We start from the raw sequence: 23,143 nt of genomic DNA on the forward strand, positions 1-23,143 counted from the left end.
AAACATACCAAAATTACCCTAAAGCAGTTAAGAGAGAACCGTAAACGCTAAGCATATAAACATTATAATCTCTGATATGGTTTCTTTAAATTTTAATGATATTATTTAAGATGTTAAGTGATGATTTATCCAAACTTTAGCTTGTTAAAAGCCTTCTTAGGATTTTAGGCTTTGCAGTCAGGATTTTTTCGTAATAGAAAAAAGTGATATATTAGTCTTTGAATAATATTTCCGCATCATGAAGTCCCAATTATTTAAAGAAGTTTCAGAAAATTTACAAGAGCAAGGATTTAGGGTAACGGGTTATGAAGAAAACCGACCGTGGGGTGGTTTCTTTTATATTGATGAAACTCAGGCTCAGAAATTTGCAGATACTTACTTTAAAGGATTAGATGTTGACTTACTTAAGATAAGCGGCAAATTAAGTCCTAAAATGTTAATTGTAGCTCCCTATACACGTTTATCGTGGCAGTATCACCATCGCAGAGCTGAGATCTGGCAAGTGGTAAAAGGCAAAGTGGCTATTATAACGAGTCCAACAGATGAGGCAGGACCTCAAGTAACTTTGAATGAGGGAGAGCAGGTTAAAATAGATTGTGGTACGCGTCACCGCCTAGTGGGTTTAGATGACTGGGCAATTGTGGCCGAGATCTGGCAACATACGGATGCTAATCATCCTTCAGATGAAGATGATATTGTTAGGGTCCAAGATGATTTCGGGAGACAAGATTAAATTCCTAATGTCTACATATCTTAAGCCTTTACTTCTTATTTTTTTCTTCTTTACTTTTTGTGCGAATGCTCAAAAGACAGAAAAAAACAAAAATGAATTTGACGGCCCTTATTTAATTTATCAAGGCGACAGTATTTTAGTTAAAACAATAGATTACAGATCTGTAAATGCTTCTTTAAAGTCTTACGCCCGGATAAATAAGGGAAACGTTAAAATTGAAGTTAAGTTTTCTGATTTTCCTGATAAGAATTTTCAGGTGGATTTAAGAAAGAACATAACAAATGAACCATCTGTATGGAAGCAGCCAGAAAAAATGTTTGTAATTTCTGATATTGAAGGTGAGTTTGATGCGTTTAGGAATCTGTTATTGGCTAATAAGATCATTAACGAAAAGTACGAATGGACGTTTGGTAAAGGTCATGTAGTGGTTTGTGGTGATTTATTTGACAGAGGAAAAGAAGTTCCGGCAACCCTCTGGTTATTGTATAAACTGGAGGATGATGCTAAGACCAAGGGTGGTTATGTACATACGATTTTAGGCAATCATGATATTATGAATTTAGCGGGTAATCTAAAATACCTCGATAAAAAATATCTAAAAAGTGCCGAATTGATGAATACTTCTTATGATAATCTGTATGATGAAAACACGGAATTGGGGAGGTGGTTAAGGAGTAAAAACCTTATAGAGAAAATAGGTAATAACCTGTGTCTTCACGGAGGTATATCGCCAGAAGTAAATGGCCTGAAGTTAAGTGTAGAAGAATTAAATCAAATATCTAAGCCTTATATAGGTTGGAAAGATCTTAAAAATACAGTTACGGATCAAAAGATATTGGATATATTTAGCAGTACAATAGGCTTATTTTGGTACCGGGGATATTTTAAGGGACCCCCTTTGGAAGAAAGTGCTGTAGATCAGACTTTAAAAATGTACCATGCAAAATGTATAATAGTTGGGCATACCATTTTAAAAAATAACATCAGCTTTTATTATAATGGCAAAGTACTTGCTGTTGATGTGAACCAGCATGAAGGAAATCACCAAGCCGTGTTGTATGAAAATAAACAGTGGTATAAACTTGACCTTACAGGTGATAAGAAACCACTAAATAAATAACTGGGATTATCCCCAGTTATTTATGTCTTTGCCCTTTTCGGTGAAATTTCTTTTGTTTATTTTTTGTTGCGGCTGCATTGCTCTTGCTGTCTTTCTGAGGCTTTCTGCTTACTTCTTTCTGGGCTATCATTTTTTGCCAGCTTAAAGGGTAAGGATGTTGTTCCACAATAGGGATTACTCTTTTGATCAATTTATGAATAGCAATCAGGTATTCGTTCTCCTCTGCATCAACAAAAGAAATGGCATTTCCATTTACTCCAGCTCTACCTGTTCTGCCAATTCGGTGTACATAGGTTTCGGGGATATTGGGAAGATCGAAATTGAAAACATGTGTTAAGTCATCGATATCAATACCTCGAGCGGCAATATCGGTAGCTACTAATACATTGATTTTTCTGTCTTTAAAATCGGTTAAAGCTCTTTGTCTTGCACCTTGGGATTTATCACCGTGTATGGCAGCAGCTTTGATACCTTCTTTTGCTAAATCTTTTGCTATCCGATCAGCTCCATGCTTTGTACGGGTAAAAACCAAAGTATGATCAATCTTAAGCTCAGTTAAAAGATGTTTAAAAAGTTTCTTTTTATCGGGTTTATCTACAAAATAAACAGATTGGTTAATGGTTTCGGCGGTAGAAGATACAGGGGTAACTTCTACGGTAACCGGATCTTTTAAAATGGTATTTGCTAGTTTTTGTATTTCTGGAGGCATTGTAGCTGAGAAAAACAAGGTTTGTCTTTTCGCTGGGAGCTTGCTTACTATTTTTTTAACGTCATGAATAAACCCCATATCTAACATACGGTCGGCTTCATCCAGTACAAAAATCTCTATATCATTTAAGCTAATATAGCCCTGATTCATCAGATCTAATAATCTGCCGGGAGTAGCTACGAGAATATCAACACCTTTTTTTAATGCATCTACTTGAGGCTGTTGCCCAACACCGCCATAAACAACGGTATTTTTAACGGGAAGATTTTTGCCATAAGCATTAAAACTGTCCTGTATCTGAATAGCTAATTCTCTTGTAGGGGTTAATACTAAGGCTTTGATCGCTTTTTTATTGGTTTTAAGGTGCCTCATGTGCAGAATTTGCAACATAGGTATGGCGAAAGCCGCGGTTTTACCCGTCCCAGTTTGTGCACAGCCTAAAAGGTCTTTTATTTTTAAAATGCTTGGTATAGCTTTTTCCTGTATAGGGGTTGGCTTTTGATATCCTTCTGATTCAACAGCCTTTAATATAGGGTCAATTAAATTTAATTGTGTAAACAACATTTTGTTAAGTAAAAAGTAAAAAGTAAAAAGTAAAAAGTAAAAACGCTGATATTAGATACTAACGTTTCTTGTCGAAGAAGCCAGAACAATCATTTATTTGAAGGACTAACTTGCGAGTTGCTTTAAATGATTAAAGAAATTCTGCTTCGAGTTGCAAAGGTAATGAAAATTTATCTTAATGTTTTGGACCGGGCATCTGGACAGATTCTTAAATACAAAGCTTTAAGCTATATCTTAATGTTAACCCTTAAATCAATGTTAGTAAAAGTTAATTTTACCAAGTCATAAAGGGTTTTATTGTCAAATTAGAGTTAGCATACCTTAGGTCGTCGGTTATATTTTTGTTTACCCAATTTGGTATTGAATATTTTTCGTCTTCATCCGTCAATTCTATCTCTGCAACAATAAGCCCATTGTTCAACCCTTTAAATTCATCTACTTCCCAAGTGTTACTGTCATGAGTTACAATATGTCTTGTCTTTTCAATTAGATTTGAACAAAATTTATTTATTAATTCATTAGCGTCTGCTATTGGTATTTCATATTCGAATTCAAGCCTAGTAGCACCAACAGTATTACCTTTAATAGTAATGAACCCAGATTTGTCTTTTGTTCTGATACGAATTGTTTTCTCAGGGTCAGTTTGTAAATATGCCTGTCTGATTTCAACACTTTTATCTGGAATTATATTTTTCCAAATATCTAGGTTTACTAAATACTTGTGTTCTATTTCTGTAGCCATAAATTGTTGTTAACTCATTTATATTTTCTTTAATGCCTGTTCTAAATCCTTAATTAAATATTCATGGTCTTCCAAGCCAACATATACCCTAATCAGGATATGCCTTTTGTTTTTGATATCAAAATCAGTTTTACTGATGCCTGCACAAGCTGGTATGATTAAACTTTCATAACCTCCCCATGATACTGCCATTGAAAAATGTTTTAATTCATTGCAAAAAGTTTCAATTTGGTCAATGCTACTTTCTTTTAAGGTAAAACTAAACAGACCTCCACATTTTTTCATCTGTTTTTTAGCCAGTTCAACTGTTATATTATTGGGGTTAAAAGGATAAATAACCTGATCTATCTTAGGGTGTGAGTTTAAAAAACGGATTACTTTTATGGCTGTAGAACTACTTTGTTCCAATCTAAGAGGAAGAGTTCTTAATCCGCGTAAGATGAGCCAAGCATTTTGAGGCGACATGGAGGCACCTATGTTCATGTATTCCTTTTCAAATATTTGTTTGATTAAGCTCTTTTTACCCGTAATTACTCCGGCTACAACATCACTGTGACCACTTAAATATTTGGTTGCAGATTGTGCTACCAAATCAATGCCATAGCTAATAGGTTGTTGATACAGTGGGGTACAGTAACTATTGTCAATCATTGTATAAATGCCATACTGTTTAGCTATTTTAGCAATAGCTTCTAAATCCTGTACATCAAAACTAAATGTATTGGGCGATTCCAGATAAATCAACTTAGTTTGTGGTGTAATGGCTTTTTCAATAGCTTGAGTTTGGCTTCCATCAACGAAGGTGGTTTTTATTCCAAATTTTGGAAGAAAATCATTAAAGAGTTTAATGGTCCAGCTATATGGATTTTCGACACATATAACTTCATCACCGCTTTGTAATAAAGCTAATACAGGTATGGTTACTGCAGCAATACCACTGCCAAAAACTAAGGCATCTTCTGCTCCATCTAATGCAGCCAGTTTCTTCCTTAGAATATCAATAGTAGGGTTAAAACCCCTTGAATATAAATTTCCCTGGTATTCATCTGAAAGGGCCTGTCGAAACGCTTCTACTGTATCGAACTTAAAATTACTTGTTTGTATAATAGGGGGAGCAATGGAGTTAAAATAGCTTTCCCTTTCTTCGCCCAGTTCGTTCAATATGTAAGAAATATCCACTTTGTTAAGTTAAAATTTAAAAATCAAAAGCTAAAATTGGATTAGATGGTTTTACTTCTATTTAAAAACTTACTGATAAAATAGATAGCTACAAATCCAAAGAAAATATAAATGCCGTTTAATGCGGCGTTTGGATCATCATTATAAATGCTGATGGCTACAAATAAATAAGCTCCTATAAAAATGATTGGCATTAAAGGATATAGCTTCATCGTATAAATGGTGTTTTTATCCAGATGTGCAGTTTTTTTACGCAGATAAAAAATGGTAGCCGCAGAGAAAATCATACCCGCTCCATCCATAAAAATGGTGTAGTTTAAAATTTTGTCGAAGGTTTTGGCATAAAATAAGGTAAAGATAGATAGAATAGTAAAAAGGGTTAGACTTACCACCATCACGTCGTTCTTCTTTGTTTTTTTAGTAAATATTTTAGGCAGCGCACCTTCTTCGCCCATGGCATACATAGCTCTTGGGTTACTCAATAAATTCACATTTACGTAGCCGAGCACAGATAAGAATATCAATACCGAAAGTATGGTAAACCCTGTTGGACCAAATATCTGTCCGGCTAAAATAGCTGCAATGCTTTGTGCTGTTTTTAGCTGCTCAAAACCAATTACTTTTACATAAGCATAGTTAATAGCCATATACAAGGTAATGATAATGCCTAAGCCTACTAAAATTGAACGTGGAATAACGGTTTTTGCTTCTTTAGCCTCACCGCCAAAATTGATGGTTTGCTGGTAGCCACCAAAGCTGAACGAAACGGCAATTAAACAAATTCCAAGAGCTTTTCCATAATCACTCCAGGTAGCTGGCAATCCGCTTTCTGTATTAAAAACTGATGGTAATTGCTGTGTTTGTCCTCCAAAAAATATGGCACAAATTAAAGTGATTACCATTGCCAGCTTAATAATAGTTAGCACATTTTGTGTTCTGGAACTGGTTCTTAATCCCAAAAGGTTAATGGTATAAAATATGATAATGCTCACTAAACCAATGAGGATACGATGATCATTGGTTTGCATTTCAATAGGAAAAAGTGCCTTATTGAGGTATTCTGCGCCTATTAACGAAACGCCTGCTACTGAGGCCGCATTACTCACAACAATAATGCAATTGATGGCAAAAGCAATGGAAGGATGATAGCAGACTGAAAAAATCTTGTAATAACCGCCGGTTACAGGATATCGGGAGCCAATTTCTGCATAAGTTAAAGCACCACATAAAGCTACAAAACCTCCAACTATCCATGCTAAAAAAAACAGTTCGGGAATCTGCGCTTTAGCAGCTACGTTAACAGGGGTTCTAAAAATTCCCATGCCTATTACCAGGCTTACTACGATCATTGATAAGTCAAAGAGGGAAAGTTGCTTCTTTTCTTCCATTATTTATAGTTTAGTTTTAGGTTTCAATCTGCAATTTAACAATTATTAGCATAAGCCCTTGCTATATGGTAAAAATGTATAAATGTTGATATTTCTGCTAACAAAAGACAGAATAAACAGCTATTTTTGCTTATAATGGTTAAATCTTTAGTTTTTTATCAAACTATAAAATCAAAACATAATGGCTAACCCTGCATATAACGAAGATAGTATCAAATCACTCGACTGGCAAGAACATATTCGCCGCAGACCGGGTATGTATATAGGTAAGCTGGGAGATGGTTCTGCACAGGATGATGGCATCTATGTTTTATTAAAAGAAATTCTGGATAACTCCATTGATGAGTTTATGATGGGAGCAGGGCGTACAATAGACATTACTGTATCTGATCATAAAGTAAATGTGCGTGATTACGGACGTGGTATTCCTTTGGGTAAAGTGATAGATTGTGTGTCAAAAATGAATACTGGAGGTAAATATGACAGTAGTGCATTTCAGAAATCGGTAGGAATGAACGGTGTAGGAACAAAAGCGGTAAATGCCTTGTCTACAACTTTTATTGTGCAGAGTTATCGCGATGGCAAAACCAAGAAAGTAGAATTCAGTAAAGGATTGATCACTACCGATCATCCTGAAATTGAGACTACTCAGCGAAACGGAACGGCTATAACTTTCTATCCGGATGATAGTATCTTTAGAAACTACCATTATATCCCTGATTTTGTAGAGAGCATGATTTGGAATTATGTTTTCCTGAATACGGGTTTAACAATTAATTTTAATAACCAGAAATATTTTTCTGAGCGGGGATTGTATGATTTATTATCACGCCAGAATAAACCGGAAGAAATTCGTTATCCGATTATACACCTTAAAGGACACGATATTGAGGTGGCTATGACGCACGGACAGCAATATGGAGAGGAATACCATTCTTTTGTAAATGGACAATACACCACCCAAGGCGGAACCCATCAGGCTGCATTTAGGGAAGCTGTAGTGAAAACGCTGAGAGAATATTACAATAAAGATTATGATGCATCAGATATCAGGGCTTCTATTATTGCTGCAATTGCCATTCGCGTTCAGGAACCTGTTTTTGAATCGCAGACCAAAACAAAGCTGGGATCTGAAAGAGTAGCACCTGATGGCCAAACAGTTCGCACTTTTGTAAATGATTTTTTAAAGAAAGAATTAGACGACTATTTACATAAACATAAAGACGTAGCAGATGCTATTGAAACTCGTATCAAGCAATCTGAACGTGAGCGGAAAGACATTGCAGGTATCAAAAAACTGGCCAATGAACGTGCGAAAAAAGCTTCGCTGCACAATAAAAAGTTGAGAGACTGTAAAATACATTTTAATTCCAATCATGACAGAAGATATGAAACAACCTTGTTTATTACAGAAGGGGATTCTGCTTCGGGATCGATAACTAAATCGAGAGATGTAGAAACCCAAGCAGTTTTCAGTTTAAAAGGTAAGCCTTTAAACTGTTTTGAGCTTACTAAAAAAGTAGTTTACGAAAATGAAGAGTTTAACCTTTTACAACATGCTTTAAATATTGAGGATGGGTTAGAGGGCCTACATTATAATAACATCGTTATTGCTACTGATGCGGATGTTGATGGCATGCATATACGGTTGTTGATGATGACTTTTTTTCTACAGTTTTTCCCCGATTTGGTTAAAGCCGGACACGTTTATATTTTGCAAACTCCGCTGTTCAGGGTACGTAATAAAAAAGAAACTATTTATTGTTACAGTGACGAAGAACGTAAGAATGCAATAGAGAAGCTGGGTGGCAAGCCAGAGATTACCCGTTTTAAAGGTTTAGGTGAAATCTCTCCTGATGAGTTTGGTATATTTATTGGTAACGATATTCGGCTGGATCCTGTGATTTTAAAAGAGCAAACTATTAAGAGTCTTTTAGAATATTACATGGGAAAAAATACACCAGAAAGGCAGCAGCATATTATCAGAAATTTGCGCATTGAGAAAGATGAAGCCGAGGAAGCGCGTAAAGCTGAAGCAGAAGAATTAGTATTAAATGAATAATCTCTGCTTTATGTTATTTAAGATGATATGATGCTTAAATAAATCATTAAACTTAGATAAAATTGTTTAACCATAAAAAGGACGGTACATTTCGTTACTGGTTAGTTGCGCTACTTATTTTAACAATGTTGGTTTCTTCAATTTTCTTCTACCTGAAGAAAAGAAGAGTACCTGCACTGATATCCCATTTAAAGGAACTTTGGCAAAATAAAACTGATTTTGCTGCAGTTGATTCATGTGTTGTTTTACTTTATAGGGCAGATAACGATTGTCGTTTGTATGAAGTGACCGCTGATAAAAAATACATACAGAGCTTTAATAAAAAAATAGATACGATTTCAAGTATCATTGCCCGTATAGATACCAATAATAATAGTAAACTGGCAGATCTGTTTGAGCAGAAAAGACAAAAAACAGCGCTTTATCTTAAGCTTAAGAACCTTACTGATAGTCTGGTTAAGGTTTCAGCAGGTATAGATACCGCTATCAGAACTGCTGAACCTAAAACTTATGGTGAGTTTAAATTTGGAAGGTTTAAGACCATGATTACGGTAGATACGGTAAGAACTACTGTTCAGGAAAAAAACAGAAAAAAACTTCTTGGCCGTTTGGTTGATGCTTTCAAGGCTAAACGAAATCAGGATTCGCTCATAACATTTGTCCGTAAAGAAGTTAAACTCGATACAGCATTACAGAGTAAACAGTATAATCTTGTTCATCTTAAAAGGATGAACAATTATTTCAGAAACCTATACTCAAGAAAAAATCTTTTATCAAAAGCAGAACTTGAAATATTAGGTTTAAATACCACAATAATCAGGGATGTGGTAAAAACTTTAAAAAGTTTTAAAGCCAACGAAATCATATTGCATGAGAAAACAGAAGAAATCTTAAAAGATAATATAGATGCTAATATGAGTACAATAGATAAGCTTTATAGAATAGCTATTGTACTACTCTGTTTATTAGGTATTATTATACTCTATAATCTCTTCAAAATCTATAAAAATGAAAAGTACCTGGTTGATTATACCAAAAAGGCCACGCAATATGCACAATCTAAAAGCAGGTTTCTTGCAAATATGAGTCATGAGATCAGAACACCTTTAAATTCGGTTATAGGCTTTTCGGAACAACTCATACAGCAGGATCTTACACCTAAACAATCTGAGCAAGTAAATGCTATACGTACCTCGTCTATTATGTTATTGGATGTGGTGAATGATATTCTTGATTTTTCTAAATATGAAACTGGCAAAGTTAGCTTTGATGAAGTTGTTTTTAATCCTGCCGAATTATTAAAGGAGCTGATTAGTAGTATTTCCATACAAGCATCAGCAAAAGGACTGAAACTTGAAACAGATATTACCTTTAATGATAGTATTAATCTTAAAGGAGATTCTTTAAGATTAAAGCAGGTAGTTATGAACTTGCTAAGTAATGCCATTAAGTTTACCGATCATGGTTCAGTTACACTTAAAGCTGATATTGTTACAGGGGCTAAAAAACAGGAAATTTTAAAAGTACAGGTTGTTGATACTGGTGTTGGTATAGCACAGGAAGATATTCATATGATTTTTGAGGAATTTGCTCAAGTTTATTACTCTTCTTCCAAAGTAAAACAAAAAGGTACAGGTTTAGGTTTGGCTATATGCAAACGTATTATTGAGCTGCAAGGCGGAACAATTGGTGTGGAAAGCGAGTTAGGAAAAGGATCTAATTTTTTCTTTGAGATAGGCTATGAGTATGCTGAAGTAAAAGACTATCAGCAATTGAACATTATAGGGGCAGGTAATTTAAGCCGTTTATCAGGAAAACGAGTGTTGCTGGCCGATGATAACAAAATGAACATACTCTTAGCGGAAACTGTGATTAAAAAATATAATATTAGTATTGATACCGCGCTTGATGGTAAACAAGCCTTACATTTATTTGAACATAACAATTACGATCTGGTTTTGACCGATATCCAAATGCCTGAAATGGGTGGTGTAGAGCTTACGCAACGTATCAGAAAGCTGAAAAATAAAAGCAAATCATCTATTCATATTTTAGCTATAACGGCCAATGTATTGGAAGAAGACAGAATTAAATACTTATCGTCCGGAATTAATGATCTGGTACTAAAACCATTTTCTGAAAAAGAATTGATGGATAAGATTACAAAGTATATTAATTAGAATTTCTACCGATCAAAAAATAAATGTAAGATAAGTCAATTTTACCTTGCATTTTCATTGGCTTCAAAAATACCAAAAGTATTGTTGTCTGCATCTAAAAAATAACCCTGCCAGTATTTGCCCGCTACAGCGAATTTGGGTAAAGTTACCCGACCGCCATTCTCTATAATAAGCGCTGCGGTTAAGTCAAAATTTTCTACTTGGATAGAACAGGTATAGGCATTGGTGCCAGATGCTATTGGAGGGAGAGCTGCAGGACGTTTTAATAGCCCCCTGCAATCCCGTTTGTTTCTATCCGGTAATACTCAATAGGTAAATCTTCCTGTTTAATAAAAAGCCCAGTTAAAACACGTTGATAAAATTTAATATCACGTTCAGGATCAGAAGATTGTACCTCAAAATAAGCAATGGTATGCATTATGTCTTTTTAGCTGTTTTTACAGGTGTAATCTCTTCAGGGTGTTGAGGCGGCAGCTCTTTTACTTCTTTTTCTATAACTACCGTTTTTAAATGTACTGCATACTTTGAAGGACTAATTCCTTTGTCAAATTTTTCGGCATAAGCCTGGGTAAATTCTGCGCCAAAATATAAAATTATGGAAGTGTAATATATCCATACTAAAATTACGATAATAGAGCTCGCAGCACCAAATGTAGATCCCGGGTTACCTTTTTCAATGTAAATTCCAATAAGGTATTTGCCTAAGCTAAACAGCAATGCCGTAAAAAGTGCACCTACAATAGCCGATTTCCATTTCAGTTTTACATCTGGGAGGACTTTAAAGATTACCACAAATATGGTCGTTATTACGGCATAAGTTAGGATGTTTGTAATGATGAGCATGAGGAGTTCAGAAACTGAACCTATGCCTAATCGTTGTGCATAAATATCTAATTTACCTCCAATAGCTACTACTACGCTATTAAGGATAAGTGATACAAGTAGCAAAAAACCTAACGATGCAATAAGTGAAAAGGATAACAACCTGTTAACGATAAATTTTAACCATCCCTTTTTGGGTATGGCCTTAACTTTCCAGATCAGATTAATACTATCTTGTATTTCTACAAAAATTGCTGAAGAACCTATCAATAAGGTAATAATACCAATAGTTAAACCCAAAGTACTCCTCCCACTAAGATTGGCATTGTTTACAAATGTTCTTAACTGACCTGTAGCTTGAGTACCTATGAGTTCACTGATTCCTCCAAATATTTTTGTCCCGGGGTCTAGATTATCACCCAGAAATAAAGTAACAGAAGAAAGAATAATAATGATGAGAGGAGTTAGTGAAAAGATGGTATAATAGGCCAAAGAGGCGCTTAATTTCATCACTCTATCATCAATAAAGCCTTGACCTGCAGCAGCAAAAAGCTGGTACAGGTTATGGAAAAATAACTTTATTATTCTCAATAGTCTCTTCATGGCATTAAAACGGATAACCTATTCCGATATTTAAAATTAAATTGTCTTTACGCCAGTTCTTACTTCCAAAATCGATCTGGTTCAAAACCCAGCGATTTCCGGTAGGTAGGTAAGGTTTTCTTAATGGAAACGCTCCATCAAGTCTTATGACAAATATTTTGGCATCTACACGCAAACCTAAGCCTGTGCCAACAGCCATTTCACCTAAAGCATTTTTAAGTTTAAATCCAGACCCGGGTCTGTCATCGGCTTTACGGAGCCAGATATTACCGGCATCAACAAAAGCAGCTCCTTCAAATATGCTCACTAATTTAAATCTTAATTCTGAATTAAAAAGCGCTTTAATATCTCCAGATTGGTCTGCATAAGTAACATTATCAGGTATCTGATAGGTGCCCGGTCCTAAAGATCGTGCCCTGAAAGCACGAACATCACTGCTTCCGCCAGCAAAGAACTGCCTAATAAAAGGCATTGAAGTGCTGTTACCATAAGCATAGCCATAGCCTAAATTTAAACGGTTAACCCAGGTTACCTTACGATTAATCTTATAATAATCACGCAGGTCGGTTTCTATCCTTACAAACTGGGTTAAGGGCTGGCCAAATAAAGTTCTTTCTCCTTCTGAATTTTTTACGTTGAATAAACCCAGCAGATTTCCTGATGTTTCAATTCCGCCAAAGAAATAAATGTTATTTCGACGATTGGTTAGAGCTTGATTGGTGTAGGTGAAATTATAGGTACTACCTAATATAAATTGTTTCTGTAAAGATTGTTTAAGCCCAGGATTTTGTGCTTCCAAATCTGCTAATTTTAAACTATCTCCTTTACTTGGTTTTACCAGATTAATTACAAAAGGGTTTAGATTGTGCTCTTTAAACTGGTTTTCTTTCCAGTTATAACCATATTCTGCCTTAAACGAATTAAGCGTATAAAGAGTGTCTCTCTTTAGCAACTGGTAAGTCAATGATATAATAGTTTTAGGGATAAAAGCTGTTGTGCTTTCGAACTTAAAAAAGGGAATGATAAATCTTGGAAAAGTTAGTTTACCATTCGTGGTAAGAGAATAAGAATTTATGCCACTTGTACGACCACTGTATTGAGTTTCGAACCCCCCACTTACACTTACATCTAATTGTTCGGCACCTCTAAATAAGTTACGAGTTGTTTGGGTTAACTTAATTTCAGATCCTATAAAATTGTTCGACTTGTTTGTACCCGTAACCGAAAAAGTAAGTGAGTTTTTTTTCAAGGGGGTTAAGTAAATATTTAAATCCAGAATATCATCTTTAAACCCGCTATGAGGTATAAATTCCATTCTTACATCCTGAAAGGTGCCTAAATTCACCATACGGTTTAACGATTGATTATGGTCTTTACGGTTGTAAGTTTCGCCTTTTGAAAAGAAAACCAGACGATCAAAAACTTTTGGTTTAAAGGTATTCCGGTTATCGTAAATGTTAAAGTCTTTATAAGTGGTTGGTGTTAGTTTCCTCAAGATGCTATCGCGGCGAAGATTGTAATTAGGAAAAATATTGATGTTATTGATCCTGTAAGGCTTCAATGCCTCAGCAGGACTGGTATTTTTTATTCTTACGTTTACATTGGTCATGTTTTTGCCAATTGTACTGTCAACCTGCATAATAATAAAGTCGGGATTAAAATAAAAGAATCCTCGCTCTTTTAATTCATTATCAATTCTTAAACGCTCATTTTTGAAAGTTTCGAGGTCATAAAAGTTTCCCGTTTTTACCAAGCTTTTTGGTGATGTTTGCTGAATAACCGAGGTAAGATTACCTGTATCAGGAGGAAAGGTAACTCGATTAATTTTGTATCGGATATCTGTATTGGCAGTATATATGGCTTTGCCTTTTTTATTTTTTATTACAGTATCAGCCGTTACTGTTGCCTGTAAATATCCTTTGCTGATCAGGTAGCTTTTTAGTACATCTGTATTGTATTTTAGCTTTACATCACTGAGTAATACCGGTGGTTCACCAACTTTGGTTCTAAGCCAATGTCTAAAACCTTTGGGTTTTGTAGGTTCTCCAGCCAGGTTATAAATAAACAATTTAAATTTTAAACCTAATATAGACTTGTTAGGGGCGGGCCTGGTTTTGCTTTCGAGATCTTTTACCAGTTGTTTCTGATCGTCTACTTTTTTGGCACTATCGGGATTAACTTTTACAACAGCGCCTGTATAAAGTATCTGCCCCGGTTTTAAATAACGGGTATTACTGCAACTTGTTAAAACCGAATAGGTAAATAGCAAAGTTACTCCGGCAATTAAATTAATTTTTAGGTTTCTGTTCACTCTCATTTCTTACCCGGTTTCTTCTTTTTTGAAAAATTTCGCGAAACTTATTGTAATCTACCACCATTGTAAAACCTAAGCCCGTTTCAATGATCTGGCCTTCAATTACAGCTTCGGTTTGGTTGCGTCTATATGCTCTTAACCTATATCTTCCATCTCTTGATAATGCATATTCAACATTTACATTTCCTGCAATATTCGTTGCATTTTGGTTAGAGGTATTTGATCCTTCCAATGCAAAAGAGCTGCCTACAGTAACAGTAAGCCTATCATCAAATAATTTTTTAGATAAGGCCACTTCTAAATCGGTTTTATGTTCTAAGGCACCAGTAGAATAATCATCGGTAGAATTAAGGTCAAAGTTAATATCCACTCCCTGTATAAGATCCGAAGCCAGGCTATTTAACTGTGCGCTTAACAACTTGCTTACACTTGAACGTGCCATTGAATTTACGCTTGTTCCGCCTGCAAGGCTTTGAAAAGGATTATCGGCAATGAACCTATTTAAAGCCAGTAAAGCAAAAACTTGTTTATTAAGCTCATTCTCATCACGGTTAATAATTTGCAATTTGGTATAAGCCAAAGTTCCCACATCAGAACTTCTTTCTTCCTCAGGCAGATCTATCTTGAATGAAATCAGCGGTTTTAATAACTCTCCTTTTATATATAAATACACCTGAAAAGGCATTTTAGTTTTTGCCGTTACATTTGAAGGGTCATTTAAAAGGTCTATAGGTGCTGCACTAACTTCATATAAAGCCGTTAGATTAACATTGGCCTGTGTAGGTTCGCCTGTCCAGATAATGGTACTGCCTTTAACCAGTTTAAATGGTTTTTTGGATAAAGGAATAACCGATAAACTATAAGATCCATCTTCTACTTCATATTTTCCAGTCATACTTATTTTACCACTTGGATCAATGGTAGCATTCAAATCGGCTATACCCCGGGCGGTAAGTATATCATTGTTTGCTGGGTCAACTACTACGCTTAGCTCTGCTTCAGGATCAATGCTGATATTGGCTACCAAATTCATTCCTTTAAAAGAAGATGTACTGATACTATCAACCTTTAGGCTTTTTTCGCCATTAAATGAAGGGGCGTCTTCATCAATAAATTGTACAATGCCTTCCTGGTCAATTACCGAAGGGTCTGAAACCGGAAGGGCATAAAAGAATTTAGTTCCTTTGTTTATTTTCAGGTTCATGTTTACATCAGGACTGTTTAAAGTACCGCGTACTTTAATTGTACTTGTAAGATAAAGTGTACCATAAATCATATTATTATCTTGTACAGTTGAACTGATCAACCTGAAATTATTGGTTCTGGCATCGATGCCAAATTTAATGTTCTTGAAATCGGCAGTGTAAATGGTTCCATCAATAATAGCAGACTGCCCCAAAGAGTCGAGCAGATTAAAGCGATTGAAATGTACTCCCTCGGTATCAAATTTTATTTCCTGATTTGGAACCCTGAAGAATGAGTTTACATAAGCAACTCTGAAAGAGGCATCATTAAATTTTAATGAACCTAAAATCTGGGGAGCAGCTGGTTCACCTTTTATGCTGAACGTACCGTTTAGGGTACCTTTGCCCTGTTTGATTTGTCCCATGCTCAAGCTTTCAATCTGTTGCAAATCTATTTTGGCAATATTTACTTTTAAATCTAAACTGCTTTTAGGCGAGGTATAATAAAAGCCCGATGCATTAAGTTCATGCACACCAGTTAAACCTGCGTTTATTTCAAAAGCATTTTTTGTTTCGTTGTTAACTTTTAAGCTCAGGTCACCTAATTCGTCTTTTAGATATCTTAGTTTATTAACCGTAAGATTTGCTTCAAATTTAGGACTGCCGATGAGTTCTTTAACATTTACCAGACCGTTAATTGTTCCGCCAACCAAGGTACTGTCCGTTTCGGCAAATTTTGTGAGCGTTTCTATCTTAAAGTTCTTGAACTCTACGTTTACAGGTGCATTGAGCTGATCTGAAGTACTGTTGATATTTAATACTTCTTCATTTCTGCTCATATTGAAGTTATGTGCCAGAATACCTGTTTTGCCAAATTGTATATAATTATCAGGTGATACGGTCCATTTTTCATAATCCAATATTAGCTTGTCGGGAATGAGGTTGAATCTGAAATCTTGGTTAACTGCTTGCAACAGACCTGACAATGTATATTTATCTTTTCGTTGCCTGTCTCTTAAAAATAAGTTTATACCTAAATTGTTACTGGCTACCTCGCCTGATAATTCTGTATTAAACAATTGAATGGAAGGGCTTTGGATATGGTTAACAGTAAGCTTATAGCTTAACTTGTTATTCTCATTACTTGTATTGAATTTAACTGTATCAATATTGAAATTGCTATATAGAATTTTAGGGAAGGAAGCATTTAAAATCAGGCTGTCTTTTTGGGTGTCTAAGAAACCATTGAGCTGAGCGGGAGCAAAATCCGTAAGCTGTGGAACAAAATCTTTGATAAACTTGGGATAGTACAAGTTAACATTAAATCTAACTGATTGGGGGTCTATTTTAGTACTTTCGCCAAATTGGTAATATTTGTTGATCTGGTTAATAAAAGCGTTGCCCAACTTGCTTAATTCATATTTGCCTTCTACTTGCGCCGTAAGTATTTCAGATTTAACGGTAAGTTTATTGGCTATGCTTGTACTGCTTGCGCTGATTTGTATGGTATCTAAGGCATAGTGGTGATTATCTTTTACCAATTGGAGTTTGGTAGCAAAAATATCTCCGTTTAGAAAATCTACATCAGCAGTTTTAATGTCGGCGTTGATGCTTCCGGCTATCCTTAAAGGTGTTTTACTGAAGTTTAGTTTTTGCAGGTCTATTTGCTTGAGATTGACTACACCTTTAACAGAAGGGTATTTAGATGCTAAACCCGCATTTAAGTCCAGATTAAAATTGGCATTGCTATCGGTCATAGCGCCTTTAACACTAACATTCTGTTTTTTATAGAGGCCTGAAAGAATTAAGTTTTTGTAAGTGTATTTATTATAAGAAGCGGTAAATACTTGCGCTTTAAAAGTTGCATCTATTTTTTTAGGATCGAAATACTTACCTCTTATCTGTGCTTTTGTAGTAATGCGACCCATGGTTTGCGCTTGCTTGATGAGCCTGCCTACATTAAAATTTAACAAATCAATATCTGCAGCATAAGTTTCATGCCCCTTTCTACCTCCAAGCTTAGCAATAAGTTTTGCATTACCCATATCGGTATGAATGTCAAACCGAGCGTTAAAGGCAGACATGCTACCGTTAAATTTACCTTTAGCGTTAATAATACCAGGTAGCTCTATGTTTTTGGGTAACGATTTTTTAGGAATAACAGCCAGCAGATCTCTTTTGGTGAGATTAAATTTCCTGATATCGAGGTCGAGGAAAGTTTTGTTAATATCGGGCAATCCCTTTGCATGGCCGCTAATATCAATTTCTGTATGCTTTAATCCGTTTATCTGTAATTCTGGAATAGATAGATTACCTAAATAACCATTCACTCTGCCGTTAATCTTAATTTTTTCATTGATATAATTTTTAGGAATGGCATTGCTGAAATAAGCAGCATCTTTTAATCCAATGATGGTATTCTTTAGCCTGAGGTTTACTTTCACTTTTTCAGGATGCTTGGAAAAATCATCAAGTGATGAATAATTGATTTCAGTTGTATTTTCAATATTAGTATAAGGTGTTTTAAGAATCAAACCCGATAGTTTGATTTGTTTATCTGAGTAAATAGCACTGCCGCTAAGCTGATTTAGTTTAAAACCACTTTTATCTGTTAAAGAACCATATTTCACATTTGCTTTTGTAGCTATGGTGTTGTATTGTAGGTCTGTTGCACCTAAAAACAGTCTGCTCACATCAAGATGGTTAAAATCTATCCCTGATGAAGTTGCTTTGGCTACCAGATTATCAAATTTAAAGGCATTGTCCTTAATATCTATCTGTTTTACCATTACCAACAGGGGTGAGGGTTGTTTATACACACTATCTTTTAATTTACTGAGATTATTGGATGGCGCAGGTTTAAAGGCAAAACCTACATTTGAATGATAAAGAAAGGCTTTATCAGCTATGTATTTACTACTTGCCAAATCAACCTTTAAATTGGTAAAGCCAAGGGTATCAATCAAACTTTTTAAGCGGGTTACAGCCAATTCATCGTTGTAATTGATATTAATCCGGTTTAGATCAAGTGTCTCAAATTCTATCGTAGGCAATTTTCCGGTTTGTTTTTGCGTACTGTCAACGCTATTAACAATATGCTGTGCAAGATGTACCAATGGCTTTTGCTGTAAATAGTTTAATGAAGTATTTTGTAGTGCTAAGTTTTTGATTACATAGCGTTGGTTGTTTAGATCAAAAGATTTGATTTTTGTCTTGAGACTTCCTAAACTGAAATGGATATCGTTTCCTGCTACATCATCATGATAACGGATATTTATTTTGTTGAAACTAATTTGGTCTATTGCAAATTTTAGTGTCGAACTGCTGTCTTTTTTTACCTTTTCTTCAGGCTTTTCCTGTTCGCTCATAAAAGCATTAACTAAAAAAGAGAAGTTAAAGGTGGTGTCGGGACTAATACGTTTTACATTGGCGGTAACACTGCTTAGTTCAAGGTCTTTGATTTCAATTTTATTGGAAAAAATAAGCGCGAATAAATTGAGATTCACATTAAGCTTATCAGCATAAAGCAGTGTGTCTTTTTTGAGGTCGGCTACGTAGAGCTTGTTTAGTGAAATATCATCAGGGAAAGCAATCCGTACTTTTTCTAAACTGATTTCGGTCTTTGTTTTGTTTTTTAAATAGCTTACAATCTGATTTTTGATGAGGTTCTGGATAAATGAAAAATTGATCAGTATAATAAGCAAGATTGCCAAACTCAAAAGCCCGGTTATAACCCAAAGAAATACTTTAAGACTTTTGCTGTAAAACTGCTTCAAAACGGAAGAATTAGAATTTATAAAACTGAAATCGACTTATCTAAATATTATAAACTTAAACAATAAAAGCCAATAAAAGGTTTAGATAGAGGAATAAAAATTGATTTTTTTCTTAAAAAACTGGAATAATGATTATGTTTAACAATTATGGAAAAATTGGAGTTTACAATTAACTACGAAACCTACTATAATTTAACAGAATTAAGTGATGAAGACAAGCTGCTTTGTGAAAAAGCTGAAGCGGCTTTAAGTACTTCTTATTCTCCTTATTCTAAATTTAAGGTAGGCAATGCAGTTTTATTGAACAGCGGGGAGATTATTTTAGGAAGCAACCAGGAAAATGTAGCCTATCCTTCAGGTTTATGTGCTGAGCGGGTGGCATTGTTTGGTATAGGTGCCAAATATCCCGATGCAGTAATTAGTAAAATGGCCATTACAGCATATACAGATCAGTTCAAGATAGAACAACCTGTAACCTCATGCGGTGCCTGTTTACAAGTTATGGCAGAGTTTGAACAGAAACAAAAGACACCAATAACCGTATTGTTTTACTGTATAGGTGGAAAAATTCTAAAAGTTAAGGGTATTAAAAGCTTGCTGCCTTTTTTATTTGTAGAGAACAGGTTAAGTGTGGGCGCTTAAGATGCAATAACAGTGTTTAGATAAGATAGAATTTCTTGTGTTTGCTGAGGTTCAAACCATTTAATCTCCTCATCACGTTTAAACCAGGTAATTTGTCTTTTAGCAAAACGCCTGGTATTTTGTTTGATTTTTTCTATAGTAGTTTCAAGATCAGCTTTACCATCCAAATATTCAAATACTTCACTGTAGCCAACAGTATTGAGCGCATTGTAATTTCTGTATTTTTCTAAACTTCTAACTTCTTCAATTAGTCCTTCCTTAACCATTAAATCTACCCTTTGGTTAATGCGGTTATAAAGATTTTCACGTTTGGTGTTTAAACCAATTTTTATCATGCTAAAAGGCCGTTGTTTTTTTTGGGAAGTTAGCATTGAGCTCAGTTTCTTACCGGTAGATAAAACCACTTCTAAGCCTCTGATCATGCGCTGAGGGTTACGCTGATCAACCTTTGCAAAATATTCAGGATCTAACAGTGCTAATTTACTTCTGATGGCTTCTATGCCCTCATTTTCAAAAAGAAGATTCAATTGTGCTCTTATATTCAGATCTATTTCTGGCAAGTCATCCAAACCATTGCATACCGCATTGATGTATAAACCCGAACCGCCCACCATAATGATGGTATCATGTGTTTTAAAAAGCTTTTCTATAAGTTGCAGTGCTTCTAATTCAAAATCGCCTGTACTGAACAAAGTGTTAACACTATGCGAACCGATAAAATGATGTGGAGCGGCAGCCTGCTCTTCTATTGAAGGTTTGGCTGTGCCAATGTTCATCTCTTTAAAAAACTGACGTGAATCTGCAGATATGATTTCGGTATTAAATGCCTTAGCTAATTCTATGGCTAAGGCAGTTTTACCAATGGCTGTTGGCCCAACTACAACGATAAGATTTTTTTGCGGCATGGGCTTGTCGTAATATTTAAGGTTTTGAACGGGCAGTTTATTTAATAATCATCGCGGTCTTCACTATAATCATCATTGCCATATTCGTCCTCGTCGTTAGAAAATACATCATCTTCTTCACTTTCATCTTCCTCATCTTCTTCCTGCGCATTGATGCCTCGGCCGCCCATGGCTTCAAGTTCATCGGTGTCTTCAGGTACAAAATCCATTTCGTTAAGGAAATCAAAATCATCTGATGAAGAACTGCTGGCAACGTTTACACTGCCTACAGAGCCGCTTTTATCCATGATTTTTGGTGCTTCGCCAACACTTTTTACAATATAAGGGTATTCAATATTCGGATCGTTTTCCAGAATGATCTTAATCAGTTCAACGTGGAAATCATACGGACGTTCAAAATTATAGATATAGTAAAATTTTTGATGAGGGTCTTCTATAAAACTGCTGATCTTTGCTTTTTCCATTAACACCACACCATTATCTATTTTACGCTGATTAGGCATAAGCGCAATTTCTTCGCCTTTGATCCAGTTATCTGTACTTACATAAAACGAAGAAGGTTTTTCGGCGTTATAGCCTGTTGACTTGTGTATCGCTCTGTGTAAATCTTCGAAAGTCTGACCAGGTTTAATATCTATTTCTCTGTTAATGTCATCAAAATCTTCAAAAGATATTCTAAATCTGTAAATTGCCATTCTGGGTATTAAAATAAATTGCTAACGTAAAAATATAAATTATTAATGATTTTTGAGCGTTTTAAATTATTCTGACGAAGGATTTAAGCCCATCTCCCTGCCTTTTTCAAGCATAAAATCATAGGCTTCCTGATAATTATTGCTTATTTCGCCTTCTAATATAGCTTCTCTTATTGCATTCTTTAGTAAGCCTACTTCCTTACCCGCATTTAGACCAAAGGTTTGCATAATATCATTACCTGTAACAGGCGGCTGCCAATTGCGTAATTGGTCACGTTCCTCAACATCCTTGAGCTTTTGTTTTACCAGCTCAAAGTTATTGCGGTATTTTTTTACCTTATATTCATTTTTGGTTGTAACATCTGCCTGGCATAACAACATAAGGCTTTCTATTTCATTTCCGGCTTCAAAAAGAAGTCTGCGTACGGCTGAGTCAGTTACTTTATCTTGTGCTAAAACAATAGGGCGAAGATGAAGTAATACCAGCTTTTGCACAAACTTCATCTTATCATTAAGTGGTAACTTAAGGTGAGCGAAGATTTGAGGTACCATCCTTGCACCTTTATCTTCATGTCCGTGAAAGGTCCACCCATGTCCTTCTTCAAAGCGCTTGGTAGCTGGCTTGGCGATATCGTGTAATATGGCTGCCCAACGTAACCACAGATCATCAGAAGTTTGACTGATATTATCTAAAACCTGTAAAGTATGATAAAAATTATCCTTGTGAGCTTTCCCGTTTCGAGTATCAACTCCATGCAATTTTGCCATTTGCGGGAAAATTAGATGCAGCAAGCCCGTATCAAACAGGTAGTTAAAGCCAATAGAAGGGGTTTTGGCTAAAATAATCTTGTTCAACTCATCGGTAATGCGTTCTTTTGATACGATATTGATGCGTTCTTTCTGTGTATGTATGGCAACTAAAGCTACCTGATCTATTTTAAAATCGAGTTGCGTTGCAAAGCGTGTGGCCCGCATCATGCGGAGTGGATCATCAGAAAAGGTAACAGCAGGGTCTAAAGGTGTACGAATTAGCTTATTTTCCAGATCTTCCAGTCCGTTAAAAGGATCTATAACCTCGCCATAATTATTTGGATTAAGTGAAATCGCTAAAGCGTTTATGGTGAAATCTCTGCGCAATTGATCATCGGCTAAGGTGCCATTTTCTACAATAGGTTTGCGTGAATTGGCCCGGTATGATTCTTTTCTGGCACCCACAAACTCAATTTCCAGTTCGTTGTATTTAAGCATGGCCGTACCAAAATTCTTGAATACGGAAACGGTAGACCGGAGTTTTTTACCAACTTTTTCGGCAAAATCTATCCCATTTCCCAATACCACAATATCAATGTCTTTAGAAGGTCTTTTTAAGAATATATCTCTTACAAAACCTCCTATTACGTATATCTCGGTTCTTTCCTTAGCTGCGGTTTCGGCTAATATCTGAAAAACAGGGTCTTCTAAATTAATTTTATACAAGTTGATAGGTGTATTTGAGGGATTAATCCTGTGTATGTAAAAACGCTCC

The 23,143-nt window shown here is 35.4% G+C and carries 16 protein-coding genes; 5 read left to right on the plus strand and 11 right to left on the minus strand.

Translation table 11 applies throughout. The features are described from left to right. Positions 1-238: 238 nt before the first annotated feature. Together ACLHG9_RS05560 and ACLHG9_RS05565 are read left to right on the plus strand one after the other, a co-directional pair. On the plus strand, positions 239-733 hold the full coding sequence (locus ACLHG9_RS05560; RefSeq protein ID WP_410220502.1) for a phosphoheptose isomerase: 495 nt from the start codon (positions 239-241) through the stop codon (positions 731-733). A 7-nt stretch (positions 734-740) separates the two neighbouring features. After that, entirely contained in the window at positions 741-1,853 is a 1,113-nt protein-coding gene (locus ACLHG9_RS05565; RefSeq protein WP_410220503.1) for a metallophosphoesterase, read from the plus strand. A 16-nt stretch (positions 1,854-1,869) separates the two neighbouring features. On the opposite strand, the gene ACLHG9_RS05570 is transcribed toward ACLHG9_RS05565, so the two are convergent. The 4 genes from ACLHG9_RS05570 to ACLHG9_RS05585 all read right to left on the minus strand — a co-directional run bounded on the left by ACLHG9_RS05570 (position 1,870) and on the right by ACLHG9_RS05585 (position 6,435). After that, on the minus strand, positions 1,870-3,126 hold the full coding sequence (locus ACLHG9_RS05570) for a DEAD/DEAH box helicase (protein WP_410220504.1): 1,257 nt from the start codon (positions 3,124-3,126) through the stop codon (positions 1,870-1,872). A gap of 274 nt (positions 3,127-3,400) precedes the next feature. Continuing rightward, positions 3,401-3,868, minus strand: a complete 468-nt coding sequence (locus tag ACLHG9_RS05575) for a CYTH domain-containing protein (RefSeq protein ID WP_410220505.1) — start codon at positions 3,866-3,868, stop codon at positions 3,401-3,403. Positions 3,869-3,886: 18 nt separating this feature from the next. Next, complete coding sequence (locus ACLHG9_RS05580; RefSeq protein WP_410220506.1) at positions 3,887-5,047, minus strand: trans-sulfuration enzyme family protein; 1,161 nt, start codon at positions 5,045-5,047, stop codon at positions 3,887-3,889. Between the two features lie 41 nt (positions 5,048-5,088). Then, complete coding sequence (locus tag ACLHG9_RS05585) at positions 5,089-6,435, minus strand: APC family permease (protein ID WP_410220507.1); 1,347 nt, start codon at positions 6,433-6,435, stop codon at positions 5,089-5,091. A gap of 181 nt (positions 6,436-6,616) precedes the next feature. Here ACLHG9_RS05585 and ACLHG9_RS05590 point away from each other — a divergent pair, with 181 nt between their 5' ends. Both ACLHG9_RS05590 and ACLHG9_RS05595 read left to right on the plus strand, forming a co-directional pair. Further along, positions 6,617-8,497 carry a DNA topoisomerase IV subunit B gene (locus ACLHG9_RS05590; RefSeq protein ID WP_410220508.1) on the plus strand — a complete coding sequence of 627 codons (1,881 nt, stop codon included), beginning with the start codon at positions 6,617-6,619 and terminating at the stop codon, positions 8,495-8,497. 125 nt (positions 8,498-8,622) lie between these two features. Beyond that, on the plus strand, positions 8,623-10,677 hold the full coding sequence (locus ACLHG9_RS05595) for an ATP-binding protein (RefSeq protein WP_410220509.1): 2,055 nt from the start codon (positions 8,623-8,625) through the stop codon (positions 10,675-10,677). A 262-nt stretch (positions 10,678-10,939) separates the two neighbouring features. On the opposite strand, the gene ACLHG9_RS05600 is transcribed toward ACLHG9_RS05595, so the two are convergent. The 4 genes from ACLHG9_RS05600 to ACLHG9_RS05615 are packed head-to-tail and all read right to left on the minus strand — an operon-like array spanning position 10,940 to position 19,313. Beyond that, positions 10,940-11,095, minus strand: a complete 156-nt coding sequence (locus ACLHG9_RS05600; RefSeq protein WP_410220510.1) for a VOC family protein — start codon at positions 11,093-11,095, stop codon at positions 10,940-10,942. Next, positions 11,095-12,102: a YihY/virulence factor BrkB family protein gene (locus ACLHG9_RS05605; RefSeq protein WP_410220511.1), complete on the minus strand. Its 1,008-nt coding sequence runs from the start codon at positions 12,100-12,102 to the stop codon at positions 11,095-11,097. The genes ACLHG9_RS05600 and ACLHG9_RS05605 overlap by 1 nt, the downstream gene beginning before the upstream one ends. A 4-nt stretch (positions 12,103-12,106) precedes the next feature. Next, positions 12,107-14,419 (minus strand): BamA/TamA family outer membrane protein, encoded by a 2,313-nt coding sequence (locus tag ACLHG9_RS05610; RefSeq protein WP_410220512.1) that lies wholly within the window; start codon positions 14,417-14,419, stop codon positions 12,107-12,109. Then, positions 14,391-19,313, minus strand: a complete 4,923-nt coding sequence (locus ACLHG9_RS05615; protein ID WP_410220513.1) for a translocation/assembly module TamB domain-containing protein — start codon at positions 19,311-19,313, stop codon at positions 14,391-14,393. The genes ACLHG9_RS05610 and ACLHG9_RS05615 overlap by 29 nt, the downstream gene beginning before the upstream one ends. 210 nt (positions 19,314-19,523) lie before the next feature. On the opposite strand from ACLHG9_RS05615, the gene ACLHG9_RS05620 reads away from it, so the two are divergent. Continuing rightward, positions 19,524-20,018: a cytidine deaminase gene (locus tag ACLHG9_RS05620; protein WP_410220514.1), complete on the plus strand. Its 495-nt coding sequence runs from the start codon at positions 19,524-19,526 to the stop codon at positions 20,016-20,018. Here ACLHG9_RS05620 and miaA read toward each other — a convergent pair. The 3 genes from miaA to ACLHG9_RS05635 all read right to left on the minus strand — a co-directional run bounded on the left by miaA (position 20,015) and on the right by ACLHG9_RS05635 (position 23,094). Beyond that, positions 20,015-20,923 (minus strand): tRNA (adenosine(37)-N6)-dimethylallyltransferase MiaA, encoded by a 909-nt coding sequence (gene miaA, locus ACLHG9_RS05625; RefSeq protein WP_410220515.1) that lies wholly within the window; start codon positions 20,921-20,923, stop codon positions 20,015-20,017. The two genes, ACLHG9_RS05620 and miaA, sit on opposite strands and share 4 nt — an antisense overlap. Positions 20,924-20,964: 41 nt before the next feature. Then, a complete protein-coding gene (locus tag ACLHG9_RS05630; protein ID WP_410220516.1) occupies positions 20,965-21,618 on the minus strand; it encodes an IS1096 element passenger TnpR family protein in 654 nt (217 codons plus the stop codon). A gap of 66 nt (positions 21,619-21,684) precedes the next feature. Continuing rightward, positions 21,685-23,094 (minus strand): CCA tRNA nucleotidyltransferase, encoded by a 1,410-nt coding sequence (locus ACLHG9_RS05635; RefSeq protein ID WP_410220517.1) that lies wholly within the window; start codon positions 23,092-23,094, stop codon positions 21,685-21,687. Positions 23,095-23,143 lie beyond the last annotated feature (49 nt).

It is taken from the genome of Pedobacter sp. (assembly GCF_046462515.1).
In the GTDB taxonomy this organism is placed as follows: Bacteria; Bacteroidota; Bacteroidia; order Sphingobacteriales; family Sphingobacteriaceae; genus Pedobacter.